We start from the raw sequence: 26,308 nt of genomic DNA, 5'->3' as shown, positions 1-26,308 counted from the left end.
GAGGGACACTAATGCACGCTTATCCGATTCTCAGTATCGCGATCTGGTTACCGATCCTCGTAGGTCTCCTGGTCCTGGCTATCGGTTCCGACCGGAACCCGGCCCCGGCGCGCTGGGTCGCGCTGATCGGCTCGGTCGTCAGCTTCATCGTGACGATCCCGCTGATTACTGGTTTTGATTCGAGTACCGCCGATCTGCAGTTCGTCGAAAAGGCGAACTGGATCGAGCGCTTCAATATCACGTACCACCTGGGTGTCGACGGTATCTCGATGTGGTTCGTCGTGTTGACCGCCTTGATCACGGTGATCGTCGTGATCTCCGCGTGGGAAGTCATCACGAAGAACGTGGCGCAGTACCTTGCTGCGTTCCTGATCCTGTCCGGCATCATGGTCGGCGTGTTCAGTTCAGCGGACGGCATGCTGTTCTACGTGTTCTTCGAAGCGACGCTGATTCCGATGTACATCATCATCGGCGTGTGGGGTGGGGCAAACCGCGTGTATGCGGCGTTCAAGTTCTTCCTGTACACGCTGATGGGCTCGCTGCTGATGCTGGTCGCGTTGCTGTACCTGTACATCCAGACCGGAACGTTCGATCTGGCAACGTGGCAGAACGTGCAGATCGGCATGACGCCGCAGATATTGCTGTTCATAGCGTTCTTCATGGCCTTCGCCGTGAAGGTGCCGATGTGGCCGGTTCATACGTGGTTGCCTGACGCCCACGTGGAAGCGCCGACCGGCGGCTCGGTCGTGCTGGCCGCGATCATGCTTAAGCTGGGTGCATACGGTTTCGTGCGCTTCTCGCTGCCGATCGCACCTGACGCGAGCCACTTCCTCGCGCCTGTCGTGATCACGCTGTCGTTGATCGCTGTGATCTACATCGGCCTGGTGGCGATGGTGCAGGCCGACATGAAGAAGCTGGTCGCGTATTCGTCGATCGCGCACATGGGTTTCGTAACGCTCGGTTTCTTCATCTTCAATCAGCTCGGCATGGAAGGCGCGATCGTGCAGATGATCTCGCACGGCTTCGTGTCGGGCGCGATGTTCCTGTGCATCGGTGTGCTGTATGACCGTATGCACTCGCGTCAGATCGCCGATTACGGCGGTGTCGTCAACGTGATGCCGAAGTTTGCGGCGTTCGTGATGCTGTTCTCGATGGCCAATTGCGGCTTGCCGGGTACTTCCGGCTTCGTCGGCGAGTTCATGGTGATTCTGGCTGCCGTCCAGTACAACTTCTGGATCGCAGGCGGTGCGGCTGTCACGCTGATTCTCGGCGCGGCCTACACGTTGTGGATGTACAAGCGCGTGTACTTCGGCGCGGTCGCCAACGATCACGTGAAGGGCCTGCTCGACATCAATCGTCGCGAATTCTTCATGCTGGCAGTGCTCGCCGCACTGACGCTGTTCATGGGCCTGTATCCGAAGCCCTTTACCGATGTGATGCACGTATCCGTGGAAAACCTCCTCTCCCACGTCGCGCAGTCCAAGCTGCCGTTGCCACAGTAATGCAGAGCGGAGGAATTTAAAGATCATGCAAAACGCCCCTATGACTGCCCTGTTGCCCGACGCACTGGTGATGCTCGCCGTTGTGATCGCGTGGCTCAACGACACATTCGTCGGCCAGGCCGGTCGCCGTACCACGTATTTCATCGCGTTCTTCTCGACGCTGATTGCCGGCGTCTGGTTCGCGGTGAACGCGTTCGACCCGCAGGTGCACTACTTCTTCGGTCACATGTATGTGGTGGATTCGTTCGCCAATGTGATGAAAGCGGTGGTGACGCTCGGCTATGCCGTGTCGATCGTTTATTCGCGCCGGTACCTCGAGGATCGCGGACTATTCCGTGGCGAGTTCTTCCTGTTGGGCATGTTCTCGTTGCTCGGCCAACTCGTGATGATTTCCGGCAACAACTTCCTGACGCTGTACCTCGGTCTGGAACTGATGTCGCTGTCGCTGTACGGTGCGATTGCACTGCGTCGAGACGCGGCGCAGTCGAACGAAGCTGCAATGAAGTACTACGTGCTCGGTGCGTTGGCTTCCGGTTTCCTGCTGTACGGCATTTCGATGCTGTACGGTGCGACCGGTTCGCTCGACCTGAACGAAGTGTTCAAGGCGATCGGCACGAGCCACTACGATCCGAGCGTGCTGCTGTTCGGCGTGATCTTCATCGTGGCAGGCGTGGCGTTCAAGATGGGTGCGGTGCCGTTCCACATGTGGGTGCCCGACGTGTATCAGGGCGCTCCGACGGCAATGACGCTGATGGTCGGCGGCGGTCCGAAGGTGGCTGCATTCGCATGGGGCCTGCGCTTCCTCGTGATGGGTCTGCTGCCGCTGGCGGTCGAGTGGCAGCAAATGCTGGTGATCCTGGCAGCGCTGTCGCTAATTGTCGGCAACATCACCGGTATCGTGCAACGCAACGTCAAGCGTATGCTCGCGTACTCGGCGATTTCGAACATGGGCTTCGTACTGCTCGGCCTGCTGGCCGGCGTGGTGGATCAGAAGACGACCGGCGCGGCCAATGCGTATGGTTCGGCGATGTACTACAGCATCGTCTATCTGATTACGACGATGGGCACCTTCGGCATCATCATGCTGCTGGCACGCCGCGATTTCGAGGCGGACACGCTCGAAGACTTCAAGGGCCTGAATCAACGCAGCCCGGTGTTCGCTTTCGTCATGATGGTAATGATGTTCTCGCTCGCCGGCATCCCGCCTGCAGTCGGCTTCTACGCCAAGCTCGCGGTGCTGCAGGCAACCATGAATGCCGGTTTGACCTGGCTTACCGTGTTGGCCGTGATCACGTCGCTGTTCGGTGCGTTCTACTACCTGCGTATCGTCAAGCTGATGTACTTCGACGAACCGCAAGACAAGTCGCCGATTGTCGCCGACACAAGCACGCGTGCTTTGCTTGCGTTCAACGGTGTTGCCGTGCTGGTGCTCGGTATCGTGCCGGATCCGCTGTTGAAGGCCTGCCTGCAGGCTATCCAGCACACGCTGCTGCTCTGATGTCGGCTGCGGGTTGGTTTATCGTGTTGTTGGCGCTGGTCGGCGCCAACCTGCCATTTCTGAATCAGCGTCTCTTCGCCGCCTTGCCGTTGAAAGCGGTGAAGAAGAGCGCCTGGATCCGGATTGCCGAATTGATCGTGCTGTACTTTGTGGTCGGCGCGCTCGGATTTCTGCTGGAAGCGCGCGCGGGTAACCGCTTCGAACAAGGGTGGCAGTTCTACGCGATCACGTTCGCATTGTTCGTCGTGTTCGCGTTCCCCGGCTTTACCTTCCAGTATCTCGTCAAACGTCGCTGACGGCGTCCCGCCGTCGCGCACCAAGCTGTCCTGAGGTCGCATATGGCTGAACTTCCCGATCACGACGCCACGCTCACCGAGACCTGTCTCGAGAGCAAAACGATCCATCAAGGGCCGTTCCTCACGCTCAAGTGCGATACCGTCCGCTTGCCGGACGGTAAGCAGGCCACTCGCGAGTACGTTCAGCATCCGGGTGCCGTGATGGTGATTCCGCTATTCGACGACGGCCGCGTGTTGCTGGAAAGCCAGTACCGCTATCCGATGGGTAAGGTCATGGTCGAATACCCAGCGGGCAAGCTCGATCCGAACGAAGGTGCACTGGCCTGCGCGAAACGCGAGCTGCAAGAAGAGACAGGCTATACGGCGCGTGAGTACGTTTATCTGACGCGCATTCATCCCATCATTTCCTACTCGACCGAATTCATCGATATTTATCTGGCGCGTGGGCTGACCGCCGGCGAGCGCAAACTCGATGACGGCGAATTCCTTGAACTGTTCACCGCCAGCGTCACCGATATGTTGGAATGGGTACGCACGGGCAAGGTGACGGACGTGAAAACCATCATCGGCACGTTCTGGCTGGAGAAGGTGTTGTCGGGTACCTGGCCAATGGCCGAGCCGCAATAGCGCGCTCAGGTCAGAACTCGGAATGGGCGCGGGTCAGGCGCCGACTGGACAATCTGCAAGAAGCCCCTGCTGGTCTGTGACCGGCAGGGGCTTTGTCATTGTGGCCGCGATATCGACTCAATGCGTGCCCCCGTGTATGAAAAGCGGGGTTCCGTCCTATGCCATCTGACAGTCTCGCCCCACGACCGTTGCCGCTCTAGTATCGACATCTGACAACGGGGTTTGTTATTACACTTATTTTGGATAACGAAGGGTGTGAGATGTATTCCGTTGTGGTTGCAAGCGCATCAGGTTGTCACTTGACAACCTGATGCGCTTGCCCTAAATTGGAGGGCATAGATGGTCCGTGGGATCCATTCCAAAAAAGAGGTCGAGGCCGCGCTGGCTTACGCGGAAAGAAACGGCTGGCGCGTCCAAGGCGGCGGCAAAGGTCACGCCTGGGGAAAGATGTACTGCCCTTACAACGACGCGGAATGTCGTTGCGGCGAGTTTTGCATTTCGAGTGTGTGGAGTACGCCAAAAAATCCCGGCAATCACGCAAAGCACCTCAAGCGCATCGTCGACAACTGCACATCACGCCGGCAGTAAAAGTGTTCGAAGGGCAAAAGCCTGAAGCTGAATGAAGGCAGGAGTAGATTATGGAATATGTGTTCACCTTGAAATACCGGCTCGTTGCAGAGGACTGCGATCTTGACGGGATCGTCGAGCGGCTGGGCGAAGCCGGATGCGACGACGCCACTATCGGCGTGGGGCAGCCGGGACGCATTGCGCTGGTTTTTGCTCGCGAAGGCGCGTCGGCGTTTGAAGCGCTGGTCAGCGCACTCAAAGATATCAAACAGGCAGTGCCGTCTGCGCGCCTTGTCGAGGCGGGGCCGGACTTCGTCGGCCTCACGGATGCCGCTGAGGTAGCGGGCGTGTCACGGCAAAACATGCGCAAGCTGATGTTGAGCCATGCAGTCGATTTCCCGCCGCCGGTTCACGAGGGCAGCGCGTCGGTGTGGCATCTGTCGGACATCCTCGACTGGCTAAATGCGCGTGGCGGGTATGACATCAAGGCGGCCGTATTCGACGTCGCGAAATCGGCCAAGCAGATCAACCTCGCGAAAGAGGCGCTCGAACTCGAACCGCGGCTTAACCGCCGGCTCGAATTTCTGGTGGCCTAAAAGGAACGCAGCGGCAAGCGCGCGAACCTATGAGCCTCATACGATCAGCGTTCCCTTTCATCCAAGGGTTCGGTGTGCCGTTTGCCGATTAAGCCATCTTCGGCAGTCCGTTGCGCAAAGCGTTAAAATCGCCCACCGCGTTCGATTTGTCAGCGACGCCTGGCGTTAACGTGCCGCCCGTAAAAATTTACGAACGACCGTTCACAAATTTCCATTTTGCGCTAAACTGGCACGCAAGCCCTGATTCCACATGAAGGTCCTCGATTTACAGTGTCCGCATGGCCATCGGTTCGAAGGCTGGTTCGCTTCGGCTGATGACTTCGAGTCGCAGCAGTCCCGCAAGCTCGTCGAATGTCCGATCTGCGGTGCGAATGAAGTGAGCCGTTTGCCGTCCGCGCCGCGCCTGAATCTGTCGGGTGCGACCGAAGCGAAAGTCCCTGCGGATACGGGAGAAATGCAGGCGCGCGTTATGCGTGCCTTGCGCGAGGTACTGGAAAAGACTGAGAACGTGGGCGACCGCTTCGCTGAGGAAGCACGGCGCATTCACTACAACGAAGCGCCTGCACGCAATATTCGCGGTGTTACGACACCGGAAGACGCGAAAGCCTTGGTCGAAGAAGGCATCGAAGTGATGCCGCTGCCGGTCCCGGCTGCTTTGAAGGAACCGCTGCAATAGCGCAGTGGCTCACTGGCAGCGGGCGGTTGCGGCCAGGAGACACGACGCATGAATCTGGACTATTCCCCCGCTGACGACGCGTTCCGCGCCGACATCCGCGCTTGGCTCGAAGCGAATTTGCCTCGCGAGCTGAGCGACAAAGTACTCAACCACAAGCGGCTAAACCGCGAAGACTTCGCAGGCTGGCATAAGCTGCTCGGCACGCGCGGCTGGTCGGTCATCGCGTGGCCGAAAGAATTCGGTGGCCCAGGCTGGGACGCGACCCAACGGCATATCTGGGACGAAGAGTGCGCACGTATCGGCGCGCCGTCCGTGCTGCCGTTCGGCGTTTCGATGGTGGCGCCCGTGTTGATGAAGTACGGCAATGAGGCGCAGAAGCGTCACTATCTGCCGCGCATTCTCGACGGTACAGACTGGTGGTGTCAGGGTTATTCCGAGCCGGGTTCCGGTTCTGACCTGGCGTCGCTGCGCACGCGTGCCGAGCGCGTCGGCGATCACTATGTGGTCAACGGTCAGAAAACCTGGACGACGCTGGGCCAGTACGCCGACATGATGTTCTGTCTCGTGCGCACCGACAGCGGCGCGAAAAAGCAGGAGGGCATCTCGTTCCTGTTGATCGACATGAAAACGCCAGGTATTACCGTGCGCCCGATTATCACGCTCGACGAGGACCACGAAGTCAACGAAGTCTTTTTCGAAGACGTGAAAGTGCCGGTCGAAAATCTGGTCGGTGAAGAGAATCGTGGCTGGACCTATGCGAAGTATTTGCTCGGGCACGAGCGCACCGGTATTGCGCGCGTTGGGCAATCGAAGCGCGAACTCGTATTCCTGAAGCGCCTCGCGCTCGATCAGAAGAAGAACGGCAAGCCGTTGCTGCAGGATCCTGTGTTCGCCGCGAAAGTCGCGAGTCTTGAGATCGAACTGATGGCGCTCGAAGTCACCGTGCAACGCGTGGTCGCCAATGAAACGGGCGGACGTGGGCCCGGACCGGAAGCCTCGATGCTCAAGATCAAGGGCACGGAAGTGCAGCAAGCGCTGACCGAACTGATGGTCGAAGCAATCGGACCGCTGGCCGCACCGTTCGACGTGCCGTTCCTCGAAGGCGAACGCGAACATAGCCTCGCTGGTGACGATGATGCGGCGCCGCTGGCCGCGTACTACTTCAACTTCCGCAAGACGTCGATTTACGGCGGCTCGAATGAAATTCAAAAGAACATCATCGCGCAGATGATTCTGGGACTTTGAGGAGCGGCGCATGGACTTCACTTTCAACGACGAACAACAGCAATTCGCTGACGCGCTGCGTCGCTATCTGGACAAGAGCTACGGATTCGAAGCGCGCCAGGCAATCGTGCAATCGGAATCCGGTGTGTCGGACGCGCACTGGACAGCTTTTACTGAATTGGGCCTGACCGCCTTGCCGGTGCCGGAAGCGCAGGGTGGCTTCAATGGCAGCCCGATCGATATGCTGGTGGTCATGCAGGAGCTTGGCCGTGCTTTGGTAATCGAGCCGTATTGGGCGACCGCGGTGGGTGTCGAAGCACTACGGATTGCGGGTACCGGAGAGGGCGAAGACGCGTCGCTGCTCGAACGTGCGGCTCAGGGCGAGATCAAGCTTGCAGTGGCATTTCACGAGCCACGCGCACGCTACGACCTGTTCGAGGTCGAGACCGTTGCTAACGGGCAGGGCGATCAGCAGACGTTGACCGGCACGAAGTCAGTTGTGCTGCACGGGGCGCAAGCGGATTACTGGATCGTTCCGGCGCGGTTGAACGGCGAGATCGCGCTCTTTGTGGTCGCTCGCGATGCGGCCGGCGTCAAAGTCACCGACTACCGCACGATCGACGGCCAGCGCGCGGCGACACTCAAGTTCGATGGCACGCCGGCACGCCAGCTCACCGGCAAACACGCTGGCGCTGCGGCCCTCGAGCACATCGCAGACTACGGCACGGTTTTGCTGTGTGCGGAAGCGGTTGGCGCGCTCGATGCACTGAACCACGCAACGGCCGAGTACACGAAGACGCGCCAGCAGTTCGGCCAGCCGATCGCGCGTTTTCAGGCGTTACAGCATCGCATGGTCGAGATGTTGATTCACGCCGAGCAGGCGCGTTCAATCACTTATCTCGCGGCCATGCGTTACACGAGCGCAGACGCCGACGAACGTCGCCGCGCGGTCTCGGCGGCGAAGGCGCGGGTGGGTCAGGCTGCCCGGTTCGTCGGTCAGCAGGCGGTTCAATTGCATGGCGGCATGGGCGTCACGAATGAGGTGGCGGCAGCGCATCTGTTCAAGCGTCTTGCTATCATCGAAACCACATTGGGCGATGTCGATCACCATCTCGCGCGGTTTGCTGCGCTGCCGGGATTTGTCGCCGCGGAAGCCTGATCAACTGGTCGGATCGGATAAGAAAGAGGTGTGACGATGGTTCGGAGTTACGAGGACATGGTAGTCGGCACGACTACCGAAATCGGCAAGCATACTTTTACGCGCGAAGAGATTGTCGAGTTCGCGGAGAAGTTCGATCCGCAGCCGTTTCACGTGGATGAGGCTGCAGCCGCGAAGTCGCCGTTTCGCGGACTGGTCGCAAGCGGCTGGCACACCTGTTCGGTCATGATGGGCATGCTGGTGCGCAACGCGATTGCGGGTTCCACGTCGATGGGCTCGCCCGGTATCGACGAGATTCGCTGGTTGAAGCCGGTGCGTGTCGGCGACACGATCACGATGACGAACACGGTACTCGACAAGCGCGTTTCGGAGAGTAAGCCGGATCGCGGCATCGTTTCGACGCAGTGGGAAGGCATCAACCAGCACGGCGAAACGGTGATCACTGTGCGCTCCAAGGGACTATTCGGACTACGCGATCCGGGAGCCGCGTCATGACGGGCAGCAGCGCGGTACCTGCCGCAACGTTTGCTGATGCAGAGGCGTTGCGTGCGCTGGTTGGCGCTGAACCACTCGTTAGCGACTGGCTGACAGTCGATCAGTCGAGCGTCGATCGTTTCGCCGAAGCCACCGGCGATCATCAGTGGATTCACGTCGATCCCGAACGGGCGCGGCGTGAGTCGCCGTTCGGTGGTCCTGTTGCGCATGGGTTCATGACGCTGTCGTTGATTCCGGCGCTGCTCGGAAAGACGGTTGCGCTCAAGCAGCGCATGGGCGTCAATTACGGATTGAATCGCGTGCGGTTCACGTCGCCGGTGCTGGTTGGCTCGCAACTGCGTGCACGGTTCGCGGTTGAATCCGTCACCGACATCGACAACGCCGGTGTGCAAGTTGAGTGGAACGTGACGCTGGAGCGGCAGGGCAGTGAGCGGCCGGTATGTGTCGCGGAGTTCATCACGCGGCACTATTTCTAACCGTTCTTAGGCAACTGGTTGGCAAAAAGCGCGAGTGGCAGCGATGCCGTCTCGCGCTTTTTTATGTCGACGCGTTGACGGATGCCAATGCTGCGGTCAATTTCAATGTCAAAGCGAACACGCGTCGATGCCACGGGACGACGGCACGACTACCGCTTCGCGTACTGCGTCGCACCGAACAGCATCTCTTTAGCCTTGTCATCCATGAGCGGCTTGCGGGCCGACGCCAGCACTTCAACGCCGCGTACCACTGCCGGACGTGCGGCAATTTCTTCGTGCCACCGCCGCACATTCGGAAACGCATCCAGTTCGATACCCTGGTTCTGCCACGAGCGCGTCCAAGGAAATGCGGCGATATCAGCGATCGTGTAGTCACTGCCGGCAACGTACCGCGTCTTGCCGAGTTGCGTGTCCATCACGCCGTACAGACGACGCGTCTCGTTCGTGTAACGATTGATCGCATACTCGATCGGCTCCGGCGCATAAATGCGGAAATGATGCGTTTGCCCAAGCATTGGACCGAGGCCGCCCATCTGGAACATCAGCCATTGGAGCGTCGCATAGCGCGCAGCCGGATCGGTTGGCAGGAATTGGCCGGTTTTCTCGGCGAGATAAATCAGAATCGCGCCCGATTCGAATAGTGCGAACGGCTTGCCGCTGGCGTCTTTAGGACCTTCCGAATCGACGATCGCGGGAATCTTGTTGTTCGGGCTAATGGCGAGGAACTCGGGTTTGAACTGGTCGCCCGCGCCGATATCGACGCCATGCACGGTATACGCGAGGCCCGTTTCCTCGAGCATGATGTGAACCTTATGGCCGTTCGGGGTTGCCCAGCTGTAGACGTCGATCATCCTGGCTCCTTCGTTTCGTGAAAGCGGCGCCACAAAGGGCGCCGCAGTTGACGAAAATTAGAGCACAGATCGAACGATGCTGCTGGCCGTGCCGCCATGAGCCAGTCTCGACTTCGCGGCGCAATCGACCACCGCGAAGCGGACCTCCAACGCACGCTCAAGCGATCAAACGCTCAAACCCGCGTAATCGGCGTCTCCACGCGAGCCGCAGCACCCGCATCCATATAGCGCGCCAGTTCGAGTTTCGCGATTGCGTTGCGGTGCACTTCGTCTGGGCCATCGGCGAAGCGTAGCGTCCGCGCGGCTGCATACGCATAGGCAAGCGGAAAATCGTCGCTGACGCCACCGCCGCCGTGTGCCTGGATCGCCCAGTCGATCACCTGGCACGCCATATTCGGCGCGACCACCTTGATCATGGCGATCTCGCCGCGCGCGCCCTTGTTGCCTACCGTGTCCATCATGTACGCGGTCTTCAGCGTTAGCAGACGCGCCTGTTCGATCATGCAACGCGCTTCGGCCATGCGCTCCTGTGTGACACCTTGCGCGGCAACTGTCTTGCCGAAAGCGACGCGTTGCATGGAGCGTTTCGCCATGAGTTCGAGCGCGCGCTCGGCGAGGCCGATCAAACGCATGCAGTGGTGGATGCGTCCCGGTCCGAGGCGCCCCTGGGCAATTTCGAAGCCGCGTCCTTCGCCGAGCAGCATGTTAGTGGCTGGCACGCGCACGTTTTCGAGCGTGATTTCCATATGGCCGTGCGGCGCGTCGTCGTAGCCGAATACGGTGAGAGGGCGGTGCACGGTGATGCCCGTAGCATCGGCGGGGACCAGAATCATCGACTGCTGCGCATGGCGTGGCGCCTCAGGGTCGGTCTTGCCCATCACGATGTAGACCTTGCAGCGCGGATCTCCAGCACCGGACGACCACCACTTGTGGCCATTGATCACGTAAGAGTCGCCATCGCGCACGATGCTCGTCTGGATATTGGTCGCGTCCGACGACGCCACTTCCGGCTCGGTCATCAGAAACGCCGAACGGATGTGCCCTTGCAGCAGCGGTTCGAGCCATTCGCGCTTGTTGTCTTCGCTGCCATAGCGCTCGATCGTTTCCATGTTGCCGGTGTCGGGCGCGTTGCAGTTGAACACTTCCGGCGCCCAGGGCACACGGCCCATGATTTCGCACAGCGGCGCGTACTCAAGATTCGTCAGACCGGCGCCGCGTACCGATTCAGGCAGGAACAGGTTCCACAAGCCGGCGTCGCGCGCCTTGTGTTTCAGTTGTTCGATCAGTTCGGTCGGCAGCCATGCATTGCCGTTCTGGCGATTGCGCGCGATTTCGGCATAGAACGCCTGCTCGTTCGGATAGATGTGCTCGTCGAAAAAGGCGAGCAGTTTCTCGCGCAGCGCCTGAACCTTCGGGGTGTAATCGAAATTCATGTATGACCTCGCGGATGACGAATGACGTTTGTTCGGGAGCGCAACTCAGTGCATCGATTCGTTCAGCGCACCTTTTGTGCGTAGCGCCAGGCGAGTTCGGCCATCGGCTTCGCACGACGGCCGGCATCGAGTGCCTGAGCGCTGGCCGCAGTGCCGTCGACCACTCGCTTCATGATCCCCTGCAGGATCGCGGCGATGCGGAACATGTTGTACGCCAGATAGAAATTCCAGTCGCCGTGGATCTCGAAGCCGGTGCGCTTGCAATAGCGCTCGACGTACTGCGCTTCGTCGGGAATGCCGAGGGCCGCCCAGTCGAGACCCGCAATGCCGCGGAATTGCGCCGGATCGACGTGCCACGCCATGCAGTGATAGGCGAAGTCGGCGAGCGGGTCGCCGAGCGTCGACAGCTCCCAGTCGAGTACGGCAAGTACGCGCGGCTCGTTGGGATGGAAGATCAGGTTGTCGAGCCGGTAGTCGCCATGCACGACCGAGGCGCGCTCGCCCGTTTCCGCCGGCATATGTTGCGGCAGCCATTCGATCAGGCGCTGCATTGCGTCGATGGGCTCGGTCTCGGACGCGATGTACTGCTTGCTCCAGCGGCCGATCTGGCGTGCGAAGTAGTTGCCCGGTTTGCCGTAGTCGGCGAGACCGATTGCTGTGACATCGACGCTATGCAGTGCGGCGATCACGCGATTCATTTCGTCGTAAATCGCCGTGCGTTCCGCAGGCGTCATGCCAGGCAAAGACTGGTCCCACAGCACGCGGCCTTCGACGAACTCCATCACGTAGAACGCCCGGCCGATCACGCTTTCGTCGTCACACAAGGCGAGCATGTTCGCGACAGGTACGTCGGTATCCGCAAGCGCGTGCATCACGCGGTATTCGCGTTCGACGGCGTGCGCCGAGGGCAGCAGCTTCGCGGCCGGCCCAGGTTTGGCGCGCATCACATACGAGCGTGATGGCGTGACGAGTTTGAAGGTGGGATTGGACTGGCCGCCGGCGAATTGCTCTAGCGTGAGCGGTCCGGAAAACCCGTCGACATGCTGGGCTAACCACGCGGCGAGCGCGTCGCTGTCGAAGCGTTGTCGCTCGTTGACCGGGCGCGTGCCCTCGAAGGCCGAATAATCCGGTTTGTGTTCTGGTTCGCCGGTCTGTGTGGCTTGCACCATATGTCTCCTCCAGTTCGGGTTCAGCTACGCTTGTATTGAATGAATTGTGCGTAGAGCATTTCCATCGTGGTGTTGCGAACGTCGCGGTGGAGCGGCGACGGCGGTGAATAGTTGATCGCGCGCAGCACCCAGTCGCGTGGCTCGGTGCCGACGTCGAGCGCATTGATGCAACCGGTGGCCTGCGCCAGATGGCCGAAGAAAGTGCGGCCGCCGGCGGTGAGCGCGTGCGACAGAATTGCGCGATTCACGCCGCCGTGCAGCACCAGCAATACGGTGTCCCACGATGTGTCCTCGCGCAACGCCGCCACCGCTGGCAACACGCGGTCGAACAACGCGCCGATGGTTTCGCCGTCGAGAAAGCGCGTGCTTTCCGGCACGATGCCGTCGAATACGCCCAGAAATGCCGCTTCGATATCCTGCAGCGGAATGTTGCCAAGCTTGCCGCCGCGAATTTCCTGCCATGCAGGCTCGATTTGAAGTTCGATCTGCTGACCGGTCTCGGCCAATACGCGCTGCGCGGTTTCGACCGTGCGTGGCAAGCCGCTCACGATCACCCGATCGAACCGCACGTGCTGTTCGGCGAAGACGCGGCCTGCTGCGCTTGCCTGCTCGCGACCGTTCGCGTTCAACGGCACGGTTTCAGGGTCGATCGCGCGACCGCTGTCGTCGAAGTAGGTCACGTCGCCGTGACGCATCAGGAAGATGCGGCGGCGCTTGGGGAGTTGGTATTCAGGCATCGTCCCTTCGTTCACTTAGGTTCACTTGTAGACCGGAGCGCGTTTTTCGAGGAACGCGGAAATCCCTTCGAGACCGTCGCGATGATGCAGGGACGCGACGAAGCCGTCGCGTTCGGCAACCAGATGTTCAGCGAGCGGCTGTGCGCCGGCCGCGCCGATGAGCCCCTTGATGCGCGCGACCGAGTTCGGCGAAATCTTGCCGAGCTCATCAGCCCAGGCTACTGCGGTGTCGCGCACTGCGCCGGCCTTCGCCAGTTTGTTGACGACGCCGAGATCGAAGAGACGCGTGGCGCCGATCGGTTTGCCTTCGATCAACACCTCGGTCGCCAGTTGGCGCGGCAATGCCTGTGCGAGAAACCATGAGCCGCCGCCATCGGGCGTGAGACCAACGCGCGCATACGACATGACGAACTTGGCGTCTTCCGCGGCGACGATCAGATCGCAAGCGAGCGCGAGCGAAAATCCCGCGCCGGCAGCCGCGCCATCAACGGCGGCGATCACCGGCTTCGACGACAGACGCAACGCCGAAATCCATTCGCCGAGCAGATCGATACTTTCCGCCTGCACCGACGGATCTTTCGCCCGGTTTTCCAGCAAGCGGTTCAGATTGCCGCCAGCACAAAAGAAATTGTCTGCTCCGGTAATCACGATGGCGCGGATCGACGGATCGCGCTCCGCCGAATCGAGCGCTTCGATGCCCGCGGCATACATGTCCGGATGCAACGCATTGCGTGCGCCGGGGTTCGACAGCGTGAGGACCAGCGTCGATTCGCTTTCGGTCGGGCGCGAGGTGAGGAGTTCGGCGCTCATTGTTGTGTCTCCGTTTGTGTGTCGGCAGCGTCGCCTTGTGTCAGCGACAAACCAAGTTGCGCTCGCCTTGCAAGCCAGGGCGACGGACGGTAGCGCGGATCGCCGAGCACGCTGAAAATATTGCGCAAGATGGTGAGGATCGTTTTCGTGCCGAGTGCGTCGCCGAGTGCGAGCGGTCCGCGTGGGTAGCCGAGGCCGAGCGTCACGGCGAGGTCGATATCGCTCGGTGTTGCGATCTGTTTTTGCGCAATGTCGCAGCCAATGTTGACGATGGTCGCCACGACGCGTTGCGCGACGAAGCCAGTCGAGTCACGGATCACGGTGACGGGAACGCCGTCGGCGGCAAATAGTGCGTGCGCGGTCTCGCGTGCTGCGCGGCGGGTGGCGGGCGTCGTCATGAGTGTGCGTCGCTGCGCGGCGGCCAGCGGGAATAGGGCGTCGATAGCGACAACGCGTGTTGCATCGAGTGCTTCGTCGACAGCGGCGGTGGTCGCGTCATGACCGAACGGTGTCACGACGATCAGCGAGTCCGCTGCCGGCGTGGTGCCTTCGTCGAGCTTGACGCCGGCCTTGGCGATGAGTTGCACGACGGCCTCATGGGCCTGCGGATAGCGCTTGCTGACCCATACGCTGTGCGGCAGTTCAGTCGGCGCGGGCGCTTCTGCGGGCACTTGCTGTTTGCCGTCTTCGTAGCGGTAGAAGCCTTCGCCCGTTTTGCGGCCGATCAGGCCGCCCGCGAGCCGCGTGCCCGTAATCGGCGAGGGCGTGAAGCGCGGTTCTTCATAGAACTGGTGATAGATTGATTCCATCACCGGATGCGATACGTCGAGCGCGGTCAGGTCGAGCAGTTCGAACGGCCCGAGGCGAAAGCCCGCCTGCTCGCGCATGATGCGGTCGATGTCCGCGAAGCTCGCAACGCCTTCGCCCGCTACGCGCAGGCCTTCTGTATTCATGCCGCGACCGGCATGATTGACGATGAAGCCCGGCATGTCTTTCGCGCGCACCGGCGTGTGGCCCATGCGGCGCGCGAGATCCATCAGCGCGTCGCCGGCGGCGGGATCGCTGCGCAGGCCGTCGATTACTTCGACGACCTTCATCAGCGGAACCGGATTGAAGAAGTGATAACCGGCTACGCGTGACGGATCCGTGCAGCCAGCCGCAATCGCCGTGATCGACAACGACGAGGTGTTCGACGCCAGCACGCAACGGCCGCTCACCACCGTTTCGAGTTCGCGAAAGAGGGCCTGCTTCACATCGAGCTTTTCTACGATCGCCTCGACGACCAGATCGCAATCAGCCAGATCGCCGATGACCTGCGCGCCGCTCACGTTCGCCAGCGCGGCGAGCGAGCGGGCTTGGTCGAGCTTGCCTTTGGCGGTCAATTTGGCGAAAGTCTCGGCAAGGTAGTCGCGCGCGGCCCCGATCGCAGCGGGGTTTGTGTCGTAAAGACGCACGGTGAGGCCCGCCAGTGCGGCAATCTGGGCGATGCCGCGACCCATTGCACCGGTTCCGACAATGCCGATAGTCTCGATACTGAAATTGCGAGAGGTCATTGTGATGCTCGACTCCATGGTTATTTTAGAATAGCACGATCGTGCAATTTACTGGATGATTGATCGCAGGCCGCAGCCTTGTTTTTGAGAGCGGTCTCAAACAACCCGAAGGAAGGAGACACCCGATGATCAAGCTGTGCGGTTTCGCGCTTTCTAACTATTACAACAAGGTGAAGTTCGTGCTTCTCGAACACGGCATTCCGTTCGAGGAAGTGCTCGTGATGCCGAGCCAGGAAGAAACGATGCTCGAGCATTCTCCGCTCGGCAAGGTGCCCTATATCCAGACTGAGCACGGCGATCTGTGCGAATCGCAAAGCATTGTCGAGTATCTGGCCGCGCGTTTTCCCGACAAGGCGATTTTTTCTGCTGACCCATGGGAAGCGGCCAAGGAGCGCGAGTTGATCATGTTCGTGGATGTGCATCTCGAACTGACCGCGCGCAATCTCTACAAGGAGGCGTTCTTCGGCGGCACCGTGACTGACGCGACCAAGGGGCGCGTCGAGAAGCTGCTCGAACATCACATTGCCGGCTTCAAGCGGATCGCGAAGTTCGGGCCGTATTTGCGCGGTGAGCATTTCAGTGTCGCCGACGCGGCAGGGTTTGTGAGCTTGCCGCTGGTCGGCATGGCAACGCAGACGATCTACGGCCGCGATTTGCTGCTCGACGCCGGCGTGGACTGGAAAAGCTATGTGAAGGCGATCAACACCCGGCCGGCCGCGCAGCGCGTGACCGACGATCGTAAGGCGTATATCGCGGCCTCGCGTCCGGCTTGAGGCGTGGCGGTGTTGCGGTTGAAATGAACCCGGGCGTGCAACGCACGCGTGGGCTGCTGCGCGCGATGGCGAGGAACGTGGGTTCGTTCGCAGCATCGCGCGGGGCATCCTAGAGCCGCGCCAGCCGGTCGAGCGCGGAGGCGAGGGTAGCTTCCTGCTTGGCAAAGCAGAAACGCACCACGCCCGATTCATGTGGCTCGTGATAGAACGCAGACACCGGAATCGCCGCGACACCGATCTCGCCGGTCAGCCATTGCGCAAATTCGGCTTCGGGCAAATCGCTGATCGCCGAATAGTCGACGCACTGGAAGTATGTGCCTGTGCAAGGCAGCAGCTTGAAGCGTGAATTCGCGAGGCCGGCGCGGAAGAAGTCGCGTTTCTTCTGATAAAACGCGGGGAGGTCCAGATACGGTGCCGGATCCTTCATGTAGTCCGCGAGGCCGACCTGCATCGGCGTATTGACCGTGAACACGTTGAACTGGTGCACTTTGCGGAATTCAGCCGTGAGCGCGGCGGGTGCGGCTACGTAGCCGACCTTCCAGCCGGTGACGTGGTAGGTCTTGCCGAAGCTCGACACCACGAAACTGCGCTGCGCCAGTTCTGGATACCGCGCCACGCTTTCGTGCGGCGCGCTGTCGTACACCATGTGCTCATATACTTCGTCCGACAGAATCAGCACGTTGGTGCCGCGCACGATTTCTTCGAGCTTGCGCATGTCTTCCGCGCGCCAGACCGTACCCGTCGGGTTGTGCGGTGTGTTGATCAGCAGGAGCCGCGTTTTCGGCGTGATCGCGGCGGCGAGCTTGTCGAACGGGATCGTGTAGTCGGGCGCGTCGAGCGTGACGAATACCGGCTTGCCGCCGGCCAGTTCGATCGACGGCACGTAGCTGTCGTAGTTCGGCTCGACTACGATCACTTCGTCACCCGGATGCACGGCGCAGAGAATCGCGGTCAGTAACGCCTGCGTGGCGCCTGCCGTCACGGTGATTTCGCTGGTGGCGTCGTAACGGCGGCCGTACAGGTTGGCGATCTTGTCCGAAATCGCCTGACGCAACGGGGCGGCGCCGGCCATTGGCGGGTATTGATTGTGGCCGTCGCGCATTGCGTTCGCGACGGCGTCGACAATGCGGGGATCGCAGCCGAAGTCGGGAAAGCCCTGGCCGAGGTTCACCGCGCCTTTTTCGGCGGCGAGCGCGCTCATCACAGTGAAAATCGTCGTGCCGACGTCCGGCAGGCGAGACGGAAACGAGGGACTCATGGGCGTGTCGTGCGGTGCATTCATGGCGCTGTCCGGAGCGTGGTCAGGTGAGTTGGCGAAATTGACAGGGGGCGTCGTTCGAAAGGACGAAGCCTGATTGTAGGGAATCGCGGCGCGGCGTGCGCGCAGTCGGTCCGACGTTGGCCATCCGGCCAGGGGTCATACGGGCGCTGACCCGTCTGCCATCCAGGCGCTGACGAACGGTGCCGGCTGTGCAATCTTGAAGCCGAAGTCACGCGCAATCCGTTTGGCGAGTTTCAATACCGCGCGGTCTTTCGACACCAGCCAGTCGGCTTGTGCGGTGTGCGCGAGTTCGAGAAATTTCTGGTCGTCGCGGTCTTTGCATTTGGGCAACGGCCTGGCATCTTCCGCGGGCGCAGCGGGTTCGACCCATTGCGCAAGGCGTGCGACGACGGCAAGCGCCGCCGCTTTGTCGACATTGCGATGCACGAATTGCGGATAGTCGAGCACGTAGGTGAGTTCGGCGAGGCAGCGCGCGTCGATCAGCGCGGCCAGCGCACCACTTTCGAGCGCGGCGCGGATCGGCCGCGTGTGGGGATCGTCGAACACGAGAATATCGATCCACACGTTGGAATCGAGGACGACGCGTAAAGCGTCGTGTGAGGCATGGGAACCGGGCATTCGTTACAATCTGGCTTTCGTCTTTGACCGCCAGGCACGGCGTGCCTGCAAGCCTCTATGATAATCGTTCTGTCGCCGGCGAAATCGCTCGACTACGAAACCCCTCCGCATGTCAAAAAGCACACGATCCCCGATTTCGTCGACGATGCGGCTGAACTGATCGGCGGACTGCGCCTTTTGTCACCGCAGCAGATCGGTTCGTTGATGAGCATTTCCGATCAGCTCGCGCACCTTAATTTTCAGCGTTACGCAGAATGGTCGCCCAGCTTTGGCACGCACAACGCCAAGCAGGCGGTGCTCGCGTTCAACGGCGATGTGTACGAAGGCTTCAACGCCAGGACGCTGTCGTCGGCCGATCTGGATTATGCGCAGAATCACGTACGCGTGCTTTCCGGTCTCTACGGATTGCTGCGCCCGCTTGATTTGCTGCAACCGTACCGGCTGGAAATGGGCACGCGGTTTGCCAATACGCGCGGCAAGGATCTGTATGCGTTCTGGGGTGAACGGATCACGCGGGCTTTGAACGCGCAACTGAAGAAGAACGCTGCTGCGTCGCGCGTGCTGGTCAACTGCGCTTCGGGCGAGTACTTCAAGTCAGTCAAGCCCAAGCTGCTCGAAGCGCCGATCGTCACGCCGGTGTTTGAAGACTGGAAGGGCGGTCGTTACAAGATCATCAGTTTCCACGCAAAGCGTGCGCGCGGTCTGATGGCGCGCTATGCGGTCGAAAACCGCTTCGACAAGCCCGAGCAGTTGAAGGACTTCGACTCCGAAGGCTACGCGTTCGACGCCGAAGCCTCGAACGATTCCACTTACGTATTCCGCCGCCGCATCGCTGACTAGGCGATTGCCGCGCGCACAAGCAGGGAAGAACATTATGACGTTATCGATTACGAGCAATTTCGACGCGGGCGCGATCGAAGTGCTGGCCTGCGAAGACGCTGGCAACATCCGTCTGCGCGTGCGGCCTGACAGCCGCGCCGAGTTCGCGCAGTGGTTCTATTTCAGACTGTCCGGCGCGGCAGGCGAGCGCTGCGTGATGACTTTCGAAAACGCCGCAGCGTGCGCGTTCGCCGAGGGTTGGCGCGACTACCAGGCGGTAGCAAGCTATGACCGGGTGAATTGGTTCCGCGTGCCGACTTCTTACGACGGCCGCGTGTTGACGATCGACCACACGCCGGATTTCGATCGCATCTACTACGCGTATTTCGAGCCGTATAGTGAGGAACGTCACTCGGAGTTTCTCGGCGCGGTTCAGCAGATGCCGCAGGCCACGCTCACGGAGCTGGGCAAGACCGTCGAAGGCCGGCCGATGTCGCTGCTGACGCTCGGCACACCGCAAACCGGCGATACGCCCAAAAAGAAGATCTGGTTGATCGCGCGCCAGCATCCGGGCGAGACGATGGCCGAATGGTTTATCGAGGGTCTCGTCAAGCGTCTCGTGGGCTGGGGCGATTGGGCGGGCGATCCGGTGGCGCGCAAGCTCTACGATCACGCGATGTTCTACATCGTGCCGAACATGAATCCGGACGGCAGCGTGCACGGCAATCTGCGCACCAACGCGACGGGCGCGAACCTGAACCGCGAATGGATGGAGCCGGACGCCGCGCGCAGCCCTGAAGTGCTGGTGGTGCGCGACGCAATTCGCACGACCGGTTGCGACCTCTTTTTCGATATCCACGGCGACGAGGCGCTGCCGTATGTGTTCGTGGCCGGCTCCGAAATGCTGCCGGGTTTCACCGAGCGGCAAGGAGAAGAGCAGAAAGCGTTCATCGAAGCCTTCAAGCATGCGAGTCCAGACTTCCAGGACAAGTATGGCTACGCCGCGAGCAAGTATCGTGAGGACGCGCTCAAGCTGGCTTCAAAGTACATCGGCAATGAATTCGGCTGTCTGTCGTTGACGCTGGAGATGCCGTTCAAGGATAACGCCAATCTGCCAGACGAGCGGGTGGGTTGGAACGGCGAACGTAGCGCGTCGCTGGGCGCTGCCATGCTGCAGGCGATTTTGCGGCACGTGGAGACGTTCGCCTAACCGGACGCTGCATAAAAAACGGGGCACACACTTTTGAAAGTGTGTGCCCCGTTTTTTTTTGGTGCCAGCATCACCCGTTGCGCGGGTGAGTCGAAACGGCCGTGAGTCTTGCCTGTTATTGAGTCTTTTTCGCCGGGGACTTCTTCGTGGTCGATTTGCTCGAGGACTTGCCCGAAGACTTGCTGGAAGTCGCTCGCGAAGATTTCCCCGAGCTTGCCTTCGAGGACTTGCCGGTCGCTTTCTTCGTAGTTTTGCCGCTAGCGGAGTGCTTGCCCTTCACACTCTTATGCTTGCCCGAGGACGCTCCCGACCCCGTAGACCCGGCGCTATGCGCACGTGCCGGCGGCACCGGATCGTTCCAACTGAACGCCAGCATTTGGGCGCCCACGTAGCCGCAGCGGAACTTGAGATCGGCTGGATCTCCGCCGCCGCTCTGGCGGATACCGAGGCCCTCGACGGTAACGATGTTGTCCACCTTGACGCGTTGCTTGCCCTCGTCGAACGAGTCATTCCATGGGGTGACTGACGCATGCGCGCTGTCAAAGGAACTGGGTGGAAATTCGACATGGTCGAAGGCGGTCGATGTGCCTGCAACAAAATCGCCATGAGCAGCGCAGTCCGCGACTAGCGGATCTGCATGCATTTCATTGACAAATTTGTTGACGAGATCGTTGTGCTGTTCGAGTTGATCGGCGTATGCGGGAGCAGTGCAAATGAGCGAGAGACCCGCTGCAAATCTTGCTAACCGGCCGACTAACCGCAGCAATCGGTGCGGTACGTTGGTGCGATCCATCTAGTTCGTTAGACGCTAATAAGACATGAGGCACGTAAGATGCACGGCGAGCGGGATGAGTTCAATCCTGACACAAATATTTTGTCCTGTCGTGGTGCGTGGACTCGGTCGCTTTATGTGCCGAGGCGGCCGATTGCCGCAGATACGTGCTCGATACCGCGCCCGTGTCAGGTGCGAGGGCCGCCCAATCGATATCGGCGCACGTCATAAGTGGTGACCCATGCCGGACGGTAAACCGCGATCAATGCCGTCGACATACCCGTGAACCAGGCCTCGCCGGTGGCTAGTAGAAGCACGCTGAACGCGTAGCCTGCCGGCACCACGGTCATCGAACCGTCGGCGAGCGCGATGTGAACGCCGAGCGCTGCGGCCGCCGTGAGCGACACGGCAATGGCGGGTGAGACAAAACCCTGGCCGAAGATAAACATGAAGAGGTTACGCGGCAACCACGCGACACTTGCGCGCTGAATCAAGGTCGAGATACCGACAGGAAACGCACCGAATACGAGGAAAGTCAGTGCAATACCCTGCCAGGGGGCATCGAAGACGACCGCGGCGAGACCGGTGACTATTGCCATGGCGATCAGTGCCAGCGCCCAATCGAATAATGTGACGACCAGCGTGGCGCCGAGCAGATGCATGACTGTGCCGTCGTCGAGCCACGCATTGCTCGCCCACAGCACCGACACCGCGACGATGATCGCGAGCCAGACATGCTGGAGTGTGCCGTCCTGAAGTCGTTTGAAAGGATTTTTCCACAGCGCGAGCGCGACCACTATCGCAGTGGCGATCCAGCCACCGACAGCAACCCAGAACGGAAGCGGTGTGTAGAGGAAACCCATGTATCTCATATTACTCGTTGGACGAGAAAAGGTGTGAGCGGATTCCATGCCAGCCGGCGCGAACGCAGTCAGAACGTGCGCGTTCCGATTCTGGCGCGCGCGCCGGCTGACGTTACGCCGAACCTTGCGTGACCTGGTCCGCCGCCGGCCCGTCAGGCGCGTCACCATAAGGCGTGCTCGGTTCGGCTGCCATTGGCTGTGTGTCGGCCGTGTCGTTCGCGGGCAACGGATACTGGAAGCGCCGCCGCAATGGCACCGCGCCGGCTTGCCCCATTACCGGACGAACCGAACCTTCGCCATCGTTGCGCAATACTTGCAAATGAGCCGACATCCAGCCGTTGTAGAGCGCGACCGCGGCGGCGCGATTGGGCGCTCCGAGTTGCTGGAATATGCTGGTCAGATGGATCTTGACGGTGCCTTCACTGATGCCGAGCGTGCGCGCGATCATCTTGTTGGTGCTGCCCATGTGGACGCAGCGCATGATTTGCTCCTGACGGGGCGACAGACCGTTGGACAGTTTGGTCCGGCGCGGTGGCGGACTCTTTTCATCGAACGGGCGGATCGCGGAATCCGGCGGTAGCGGCGGATCGAGTGCCAACGCTCCGGGCGGCACATAGTGACCGCCCAGCAAAACCATCTCGAAAGCGCGCACGATCAGGCACGGGTCGGTTTCGCGCGGAACTACCCCGAGCACACCTTCGTCCATGAGGTCCCGCACGGCAGTTGGTGAAACCTCGTCGGTCAGCACTGCAATGCGCAGGTCCGGATAGTGGCTGAGCAGACGGCGGGTATCGTCAACCGACATCCAGTCCTGCCAATCGATCACGAGGAGGTCGGGCTGTAGGCGCTTGAGCGTACGCTCAACCTGACGCCAATCCTGTGCTTCGCTAAAGCGCGCTAACCGGTCGATCTGCCGCAGCAGTGCTTTGAGTCCGTCGCGTCGTTCCGCGTCTGAGTTGAGTATTGAGAATCGCATGCCATGTCTCCAGATGAATCGGGCGAAGCGGCGCGATGCGTGCGGCCCGGCGAGGATGCCGGGCGCACTACGATGCACCACCGGCACTATGATGACAAATTCCCTTCGTTTTGACGGCCTGTCCAAAAGGCATAGGAGGAATGACGTAAAAAAGCCCCGCGCGCGGCGGGGCTTCCTGATGTCGACAGTGCGGCGCAATGACGCCGGCGCCGGTGGGTCAGTGGAAATGCGGTTGCGCGGGTTCCGCGTCCTCCGGCATTTCGGCGTGGACGATTTCGCCAAGCGGGTCCGCGTAGAGCGGGACGCCGCAGTCATCGCAATATTCCGGCTCGAAGCGGCCCGCGTGGCGGCGCACGTCTGTCACACCGGTTTCCTTGAGCAACGCGACGATTTCTTCGAGTGGGTCGTCTGACGCAGCGGTCTCCTGCGGTTCTTCATCGATGCCGGGCTCGCCGTTCTCGCGGCCGTAAAGTGGCCACACGACGCCGTAGATCACATCATTGCTGCCCCGGCGCGTGAAGCCGACGCGGTATTCGTCGATACGACGCTCGCCGAAGCCCGCGACAACCGCGCGCAACTCCTGTGGCGCCGCGCCGATTGTGTCGAACAGATAGCGCACGGCGGTACGTACCGTGTGAGGGCGCACGCGTTCGTCGGCGTCGCGGCAGGCCGAATAATAGGCGTCCGGCAGCAGACACTCGAATTCGCATCCGGGCAGCACCAGCGACAGATTGGCGCCGCCTTGCGTTGCCCATTGTTCGAGGCATTGGCCACGCTCGATCCGGCTGCCGTTTTCTTCTTCCTGCCAGCGAAACGCCGGTTCGCCCACCGGTGCCGCGACCACAGCCAGCAGAAAGCGCGGGTCGGCCAGGATTGGCGAAGTTTCCGGCAGTTCGCCAAAGTTGAGTTTGACGCTGCCGCCAGCCATCGCTGCTTGAGCGAGTTGCTGGGCAATGCGCCAGGTTTCGACGTGGTGACGCGGTAGCTGATCGATGCTGTACAGGAACGGCGCCATGGCGACACGCGTATTGGCCGCGAGCACGTGCGCCTGCAGGTGCGCGCGCAACGCGTCGGCCGCGTCCGCTTTGAGCGAGCCGGAAGGAATCATGTAGCGAGTCCAGGCCAGCACGGGCGCGGCAATCAGCAGCGCTTCGTAAGGCACGCCTTCATGTTCGACGATGAACGACTCGCTGTGTGTTTCCGCCATGTCGGCGAGAGCGCCGTATGCATCTGGATGATTCTGCTGCAGATGATCGAGCGCGGCGTCCAGCGTAGTCTGGTTGGCGTTGCGGACGATCTTGGCCAGCAGCGCATCGAGCTTCGCTTCCCAGAAGCGGTCTTCGGTGCGGCTGCCCGACGCGAAAAGCGCGAGCGAGAGACCGACAAGCTTGTCGGCATCGGGGGGGAGACGTTTGGCGATTCGCGAGCGCATAAATCCGGAAGTTGGGGTGCACAGAACCTTATATTCTAGTCTTTTCTATGCCGCCATATTATTTGGCTGAGTATGCCCGATGGGTTGGGACGTTTTTGCATTAAAAATAAGCCTGTTGCCGGTGCCGCCAGATGCGTTGCGTGGCGTCCTGGCCGAATGATATAAGACATGCCCGGGGGCCCTGACTCGCTTCTATACTGACAGCCTTCAGTGGGCGCCTGGCAAACCGTATGTCTATTCGTCGCTGTGGTCTGGCACAACAGGAGATTCATGGTGAAATCGGACCAACTGATTGAACGTCTTGCGGCAGTGTTCGCGCTGATCATATTGGTGGGCGGCTCCCTGCTGGTGCTAGCGCCTTTCACGACCGCTCTGCTGTGGGGCGCCATTCTGAGCTACAGCTCGTGGGGCTTGTACCGGCGACTTACCACGGCAGTCGGGGGCCGGCGAAAGCTGGCCGCGACGTTGATCGTGCTCATCATTCTGGTTGTGGTGCTTGGCCCGTTCGTCTATGCGGGCTTCGCTTTCGGTGCGCACGTTCACGACATCGTCGCGTTGGTGCAAAGGCTCTTTGAGGCCGGCTTGCCGGATTTGCCGCCGTGGGTGGGGCGAATCCCCCTGATTGGCTCGAATATCGAGACGTTCTGGACGAATGTAACGAGTAGCAACTCTGAACTGATCGCGCAAATGCGTGCGCTTGCGGCGCCGGCCGGCAAGTGGATTTTGGCGGCTGCGATTGCCGTTACGCACGGTCTGGGTTTGTTGGCGCTGAGTATCGTGCTCGCGTTCTTCTTTTATACCGGAGGGGAGGGCGCGGCGGCCTGGCTGAGGGCCGGTATGCGGCGCATCGCTGGCGAACGCGCCGATTACTTGCTGACGCTGGCGGGCAGCACGGTGAAGGGCGTGGTTTACGGGATTCTCGGCACGGCGCTTGTGCAAGGCATTCTTGCCGGCTTCGGTTGCTGGATTGCGGGTGTCCCGGCGCCGGCATTGCTTGGGCTGGCGACGTTCTTCCTGTCGGTGATACCGGGCGGCCCGGTTGTTGTCTGGTTGCCCGCGGCGATCTGGCTGTATCACGGCGGCGCAACGGGTTGGGCAATCTTTCTGGTCGTATGGGGCGTGTTGGTCGTCGGCATGTCCGACAATGTCATCAAGCCGATCCTGATCGGCAAGAGCAGTGACATGCCGCTGATTCTGGTGATGCTGGGTATCCTGGGCGGCGCGTTTGCTTTCGGCTTCCTTGGCGTATTTATCGGCCCGACGTTGCTGGCGGTTGCCTATACCGTGCTGCACGATTGGACGATCGGCGCTCCGGCAGCGGGCGCTTTGGCCCCCGATGTGAAAGTGCCGGTTGTCGATGAACCGGGGCGCATAGAAAAGGCCCCTTGAAATAAATTCCAGATAACGCTTGCAAGGCACGGTCCGGCTCGCTAGAATCTCGCTCTTTCGTGCTTCGGACACCGGGGCACGGGAGGCGGGAGAGCCAGCAGTGGCAAGGCTTTCAGCGAAGTGGGCGGGTTGAGAAAGTTAAAAAACCTGTTGACGACGTAGCGAAAGTTCTTCATAATCTCGTTTCTCTGCTGCTGATGCAGCGACGCAGAACGAAGCGGTGCCGGGTGGTTGAAGCGGGCGCTGGTTCGGTAGTGAATGCGTAATCGATCTTTAAAAATTAACAGCCGATAAGTGTGGGCGCTTGATGCAAGACGCGCCGGTGGATCCTTCGGGGTCTGCTGGAGGCGAAAGTATCAAGTCTCACACTAGTATTAAAGGAAGGTTTTCCTGTTGGGGTGGATTCACTTCGGCAGGAGGATCATTCGTCAGTACGTTGAGTGAGCGACCGGTCTCGGAAGAGACCGAAAAACAGTAACAGGTTTGAACTGAAGAGTTTGATCCT

At 60.6% G+C, this 26,308-nt stretch carries 27 protein-coding genes; 15 read left to right on the top strand and 12 right to left on the bottom strand.

Annotated elements, in window-relative coordinates:
* Positions 1 to 11: 11 nt before the first annotated feature.
* The 11 genes from KHO31_RS07945 to KHO31_RS07895 all read left to right on the top strand — a co-directional run bounded on the left by KHO31_RS07945 (position 12) and on the right by KHO31_RS07895 (position 9,116).
* A complete protein-coding gene (locus tag KHO31_RS07945; protein WP_201075152.1) occupies positions 12 to 1,502 on the top strand; it encodes an NADH-quinone oxidoreductase subunit M in 1,491 nt (496 codons plus the stop codon).
* Positions 1,503 to 1,527: 25 nt separating this feature from the next.
* Positions 1,528 to 3,000, top strand: a complete 1,473-nt coding sequence (gene nuoN / locus KHO31_RS07940) for an NADH-quinone oxidoreductase subunit NuoN (protein ID WP_201075154.1) — start codon at positions 1,528 to 1,530, stop codon at positions 2,998 to 3,000.
* Positions 3,000 to 3,296: a DUF2818 family protein gene (locus KHO31_RS07935; RefSeq protein ID WP_201075155.1), complete on the top strand. Its 297-nt coding sequence runs from the start codon at positions 3,000 to 3,002 to the stop codon at positions 3,294 to 3,296. The genes nuoN and KHO31_RS07935 overlap by 1 nt, the downstream gene beginning before the upstream one ends.
* 42 nt (positions 3,297 to 3,338) lie before the next feature.
* On the top strand, positions 3,339 to 3,923 hold the full coding sequence (locus KHO31_RS07930) for an NUDIX domain-containing protein (protein ID WP_201075156.1): 585 nt from the start codon (positions 3,339 to 3,341) through the stop codon (positions 3,921 to 3,923).
* A 339-nt stretch (positions 3,924 to 4,262) separates the two neighbouring features.
* Positions 4,263 to 4,511 (top strand): hypothetical protein, encoded by a 249-nt coding sequence (locus KHO31_RS07925; RefSeq protein WP_201075157.1) that lies wholly within the window; start codon positions 4,263 to 4,265, stop codon positions 4,509 to 4,511.
* 50 nt (positions 4,512 to 4,561) lie between these two features.
* Positions 4,562 to 5,086, top strand: coding sequence for a helix-turn-helix transcriptional regulator (locus KHO31_RS07920; RefSeq protein WP_201075159.1), 525 nt, complete (start codon positions 4,562 to 4,564; stop codon positions 5,084 to 5,086).
* A gap of 250 nt (positions 5,087 to 5,336) precedes the next feature.
* On the top strand, positions 5,337 to 5,762 hold the full coding sequence (locus KHO31_RS07915; protein WP_093639658.1) for a DUF1178 family protein: 426 nt from the start codon (positions 5,337 to 5,339) through the stop codon (positions 5,760 to 5,762).
* Positions 5,763 to 5,810: 48 nt separating this feature from the next.
* Positions 5,811 to 7,007: an acyl-CoA dehydrogenase family protein gene (locus KHO31_RS07910; protein WP_201084894.1), complete on the top strand. Its 1,197-nt coding sequence runs from the start codon at positions 5,811 to 5,813 to the stop codon at positions 7,005 to 7,007.
* 10 nt (positions 7,008 to 7,017) lie between these two features.
* On the top strand, positions 7,018 to 8,145 hold the full coding sequence (locus KHO31_RS07905) for an acyl-CoA dehydrogenase family protein (protein ID WP_201075168.1): 1,128 nt from the start codon (positions 7,018 to 7,020) through the stop codon (positions 8,143 to 8,145).
* A gap of 36 nt (positions 8,146 to 8,181) precedes the next feature.
* On the top strand, positions 8,182 to 8,640 hold the full coding sequence (locus tag KHO31_RS07900) for a MaoC family dehydratase (RefSeq protein WP_201075170.1): 459 nt from the start codon (positions 8,182 to 8,184) through the stop codon (positions 8,638 to 8,640).
* Entirely contained in the window at positions 8,637 to 9,116 is a 480-nt protein-coding gene (locus KHO31_RS07895; RefSeq protein WP_201075178.1) for a MaoC family dehydratase, read from the top strand. The genes KHO31_RS07900 and KHO31_RS07895 overlap by 4 nt, the downstream gene beginning before the upstream one ends.
* Before the next feature lie 149 nt (positions 9,117 to 9,265).
* Here the strand turns inward: KHO31_RS07895 and KHO31_RS07890 are convergent, their stop codons facing one another.
* From KHO31_RS07890 to KHO31_RS07865, 6 genes are all read right to left on the bottom strand, one after another.
* Positions 9,266 to 9,967, bottom strand: coding sequence for a glutathione binding-like protein (locus tag KHO31_RS07890; protein ID WP_201075180.1), 702 nt, complete (start codon positions 9,965 to 9,967; stop codon positions 9,266 to 9,268).
* Positions 9,968 to 10,140: 173 nt separating this feature from the next.
* Positions 10,141 to 11,400 carry an acyl-CoA dehydrogenase family protein gene (locus KHO31_RS07885; RefSeq protein ID WP_201075181.1) on the bottom strand — a complete coding sequence of 420 codons (1,260 nt, stop codon included), beginning with the start codon at positions 11,398 to 11,400 and terminating at the stop codon, positions 10,141 to 10,143.
* A 62-nt stretch (positions 11,401 to 11,462) separates the two neighbouring features.
* On the bottom strand, positions 11,463 to 12,569 hold the full coding sequence (locus KHO31_RS07880) for a phosphotransferase (RefSeq protein WP_201075182.1): 1,107 nt from the start codon (positions 12,567 to 12,569) through the stop codon (positions 11,463 to 11,465).
* Between the two features lie 20 nt (positions 12,570 to 12,589).
* On the bottom strand, positions 12,590 to 13,306 hold the full coding sequence (locus tag KHO31_RS07875; RefSeq protein WP_201075183.1) for a histidine phosphatase family protein: 717 nt from the start codon (positions 13,304 to 13,306) through the stop codon (positions 12,590 to 12,592).
* 21 nt (positions 13,307 to 13,327) lie between these two features.
* The gene (locus tag KHO31_RS07870; RefSeq protein WP_211623013.1) at positions 13,328 to 14,116 is read right to left on the bottom strand and encodes an oxepin-CoA hydrolase, alternative type; all 789 of its coding nucleotides are present in this window, start codon (positions 14,114 to 14,116) and stop codon (positions 13,328 to 13,330) included.
* On the bottom strand, positions 14,113 to 15,669 hold the full coding sequence (locus tag KHO31_RS07865; RefSeq protein ID WP_201075186.1) for a 3-hydroxyacyl-CoA dehydrogenase: 1,557 nt from the start codon (positions 15,667 to 15,669) through the stop codon (positions 14,113 to 14,115). The genes KHO31_RS07870 and KHO31_RS07865 overlap by 4 nt, the downstream gene beginning before the upstream one ends.
* Before the next feature lie 125 nt (positions 15,670 to 15,794).
* Here KHO31_RS07865 and KHO31_RS07860 point away from each other — a divergent pair, with 125 nt between their 5' ends.
* Positions 15,795 to 16,442 carry a glutathione S-transferase family protein gene (locus tag KHO31_RS07860; protein WP_201075188.1) on the top strand — a complete coding sequence of 216 codons (648 nt, stop codon included), beginning with the start codon at positions 15,795 to 15,797 and terminating at the stop codon, positions 16,440 to 16,442.
* 109 nt (positions 16,443 to 16,551) lie between these two features.
* Here KHO31_RS07860 and KHO31_RS07855 read toward each other — a convergent pair whose 3' ends face one another.
* Positions 16,552 to 17,724: a pyridoxal phosphate-dependent aminotransferase gene (locus KHO31_RS07855; RefSeq protein WP_201075189.1), complete on the bottom strand. Its 1,173-nt coding sequence runs from the start codon at positions 17,722 to 17,724 to the stop codon at positions 16,552 to 16,554.
* A 135-nt stretch (positions 17,725 to 17,859) separates the two neighbouring features.
* Positions 17,860 to 18,342: a putative toxin-antitoxin system toxin component, PIN family gene (locus KHO31_RS07850; protein ID WP_201075191.1), complete on the bottom strand. Its 483-nt coding sequence runs from the start codon at positions 18,340 to 18,342 to the stop codon at positions 17,860 to 17,862.
* Positions 18,343 to 18,399: 57 nt separating this feature from the next.
* Between KHO31_RS07850 and yaaA the strand changes: the two genes are divergently transcribed.
* Together yaaA and KHO31_RS07840 are read left to right on the top strand one after the other, a co-directional pair.
* On the top strand, positions 18,400 to 19,182 hold the full coding sequence (gene yaaA, locus KHO31_RS07845; RefSeq protein WP_201075193.1) for a peroxide stress protein YaaA: 783 nt from the start codon (positions 18,400 to 18,402) through the stop codon (positions 19,180 to 19,182).
* Between the two features lie 34 nt (positions 19,183 to 19,216).
* Entirely contained in the window at positions 19,217 to 20,371 is a 1,155-nt protein-coding gene (locus KHO31_RS07840) for a M14 family metallopeptidase (protein ID WP_211623011.1), read from the top strand.
* A 115-nt stretch (positions 20,372 to 20,486) separates the two neighbouring features.
* On the opposite strand, the gene KHO31_RS07835 is transcribed toward KHO31_RS07840, so the two are convergent.
* The 4 genes from KHO31_RS07835 to KHO31_RS07820 form a co-directional block, all read right to left on the bottom strand.
* Entirely contained in the window at positions 20,487 to 21,164 is a 678-nt protein-coding gene (locus tag KHO31_RS07835; RefSeq protein ID WP_201084898.1) for a BspC domain-containing protein, read from the bottom strand.
* A gap of 167 nt (positions 21,165 to 21,331) precedes the next feature.
* A complete protein-coding gene (locus KHO31_RS07830) occupies positions 21,332 to 22,006 on the bottom strand; it encodes an energy-coupling factor ABC transporter permease (protein ID WP_201075200.1) in 675 nt (224 codons plus the stop codon).
* A 112-nt stretch (positions 22,007 to 22,118) separates the two neighbouring features.
* Positions 22,119 to 22,982, bottom strand: a complete 864-nt coding sequence (locus KHO31_RS07825; RefSeq protein WP_201084899.1) for a response regulator transcription factor — start codon at positions 22,980 to 22,982, stop codon at positions 22,119 to 22,121.
* Between the two features lie 217 nt (positions 22,983 to 23,199).
* Positions 23,200 to 24,414 carry a DUF2863 family protein gene (locus KHO31_RS07820; protein ID WP_201075202.1) on the bottom strand — a complete coding sequence of 405 codons (1,215 nt, stop codon included), beginning with the start codon at positions 24,412 to 24,414 and terminating at the stop codon, positions 23,200 to 23,202.
* A 273-nt stretch (positions 24,415 to 24,687) separates the two neighbouring features.
* Here KHO31_RS07820 and KHO31_RS07815 point away from each other — a divergent pair, with 273 nt between their 5' ends.
* Positions 24,688 to 25,803, top strand: a complete 1,116-nt coding sequence (locus tag KHO31_RS07815) for an AI-2E family transporter (protein WP_236071137.1) — start codon at positions 24,688 to 24,690, stop codon at positions 25,801 to 25,803.
* The last annotated feature ends 505 nt before the right edge of the window (positions 25,804 to 26,308 follow it).

Source organism: Paraburkholderia domus (assembly GCF_905220705.1).
GTDB lineage: Bacteria > Pseudomonadota > Gammaproteobacteria > Burkholderiales > Burkholderiaceae > Paraburkholderia > Paraburkholderia domus.
The sequence above is the reverse complement of the archived record's forward strand: the minus strand, read 5'-3'. Positions and strand labels throughout refer to the sequence as shown.

What these genes read in the sequence shown, in the direction of transcription:
- KHO31_RS07860 (WP_201075188.1), top strand. Translation starts at nt 15,795, where the DNA reads ATGATCAAGCTGTGCGGTTTCGCGCTTTCTAACTATTACAACAAGGTG.
- KHO31_RS07830 (WP_201075200.1), bottom strand. Translation starts at nt 22,006, where the DNA reads ATGGGTTTCCTCTACACACCGCTTCCGTTCTGGGTTGCTGTCGGTGGC.
- KHO31_RS07820 (WP_201075202.1), bottom strand. Translation starts at nt 24,414, where the DNA reads ATGCGCTCGCGAATCGCCAAACGTCTCCCCCCCGATGCCGACAAGCTT.
- KHO31_RS07840 (WP_211623011.1), top strand. Translation starts at nt 19,217, where the DNA reads ATGACGTTATCGATTACGAGCAATTTCGACGCGGGCGCGATCGAAGTG.
- KHO31_RS07895 (WP_201075178.1), top strand. Translation starts at nt 8,637, where the DNA reads ATGACGGGCAGCAGCGCGGTACCTGCCGCAACGTTTGCTGATGCAGAG.
- KHO31_RS07925 (WP_201075157.1), top strand. Translation starts at nt 4,263, where the DNA reads ATGGTCCGTGGGATCCATTCCAAAAAAGAGGTCGAGGCCGCGCTGGCT.
- nuoN (WP_201075154.1), top strand. Translation starts at nt 1,528, where the DNA reads ATGCAAAACGCCCCTATGACTGCCCTGTTGCCCGACGCACTGGTGATG.
- KHO31_RS07850 (WP_201075191.1), bottom strand. Translation starts at nt 18,342, where the DNA reads ATGCCCGGTTCCCATGCCTCACACGACGCTTTACGCGTCGTCCTCGAT.
- KHO31_RS07915 (WP_093639658.1), top strand. Translation starts at nt 5,337, where the DNA reads ATGAAGGTCCTCGATTTACAGTGTCCGCATGGCCATCGGTTCGAAGGC.
- KHO31_RS07935 (WP_201075155.1), top strand. Translation starts at nt 3,000, where the DNA reads ATGTCGGCTGCGGGTTGGTTTATCGTGTTGTTGGCGCTGGTCGGCGCC.
- KHO31_RS07855 (WP_201075189.1), bottom strand. Translation starts at nt 17,724, where the DNA reads ATGAATGCACCGCACGACACGCCCATGAGTCCCTCGTTTCCGTCTCGC.
- KHO31_RS07900 (WP_201075170.1), top strand. Translation starts at nt 8,182, where the DNA reads ATGGTTCGGAGTTACGAGGACATGGTAGTCGGCACGACTACCGAAATC.
- KHO31_RS07920 (WP_201075159.1), top strand. Translation starts at nt 4,562, where the DNA reads ATGGAATATGTGTTCACCTTGAAATACCGGCTCGTTGCAGAGGACTGC.
- yaaA (WP_201075193.1), top strand. Translation starts at nt 18,400, where the DNA reads ATGATAATCGTTCTGTCGCCGGCGAAATCGCTCGACTACGAAACCCCT.
- KHO31_RS07945 (WP_201075152.1), top strand. Translation starts at nt 12, where the DNA reads ATGCACGCTTATCCGATTCTCAGTATCGCGATCTGGTTACCGATCCTC.
- KHO31_RS07885 (WP_201075181.1), bottom strand. Translation starts at nt 11,400, where the DNA reads ATGAATTTCGATTACACCCCGAAGGTTCAGGCGCTGCGCGAGAAACTG.
- KHO31_RS07930 (WP_201075156.1), top strand. Translation starts at nt 3,339, where the DNA reads ATGGCTGAACTTCCCGATCACGACGCCACGCTCACCGAGACCTGTCTC.
- KHO31_RS07865 (WP_201075186.1), bottom strand. Translation starts at nt 15,669, where the DNA reads ATGACCTCTCGCAATTTCAGTATCGAGACTATCGGCATTGTCGGAACC.
- KHO31_RS07870 (WP_211623013.1), bottom strand. Translation starts at nt 14,116, where the DNA reads ATGAGCGCCGAACTCCTCACCTCGCGCCCGACCGAAAGCGAATCGACG.
- KHO31_RS07875 (WP_201075183.1), bottom strand. Translation starts at nt 13,306, where the DNA reads ATGCCTGAATACCAACTCCCCAAGCGCCGCCGCATCTTCCTGATGCGT.
- KHO31_RS07890 (WP_201075180.1), bottom strand. Translation starts at nt 9,967, where the DNA reads ATGATCGACGTCTACAGCTGGGCAACCCCGAACGGCCATAAGGTTCAC.
- KHO31_RS07880 (WP_201075182.1), bottom strand. Translation starts at nt 12,569, where the DNA reads ATGGTGCAAGCCACACAGACCGGCGAACCAGAACACAAACCGGATTAT.
- KHO31_RS07905 (WP_201075168.1), top strand. Translation starts at nt 7,018, where the DNA reads ATGGACTTCACTTTCAACGACGAACAACAGCAATTCGCTGACGCGCTG.
- KHO31_RS07910 (WP_201084894.1), top strand. Translation starts at nt 5,811, where the DNA reads ATGAATCTGGACTATTCCCCCGCTGACGACGCGTTCCGCGCCGACATC.
- KHO31_RS07825 (WP_201084899.1), bottom strand. Translation starts at nt 22,982, where the DNA reads ATGCGATTCTCAATACTCAACTCAGACGCGGAACGACGCGACGGACTC.
- KHO31_RS07835 (WP_201084898.1), bottom strand. Translation starts at nt 21,164, where the DNA reads ATGGATCGCACCAACGTACCGCACCGATTGCTGCGGTTAGTCGGCCGG.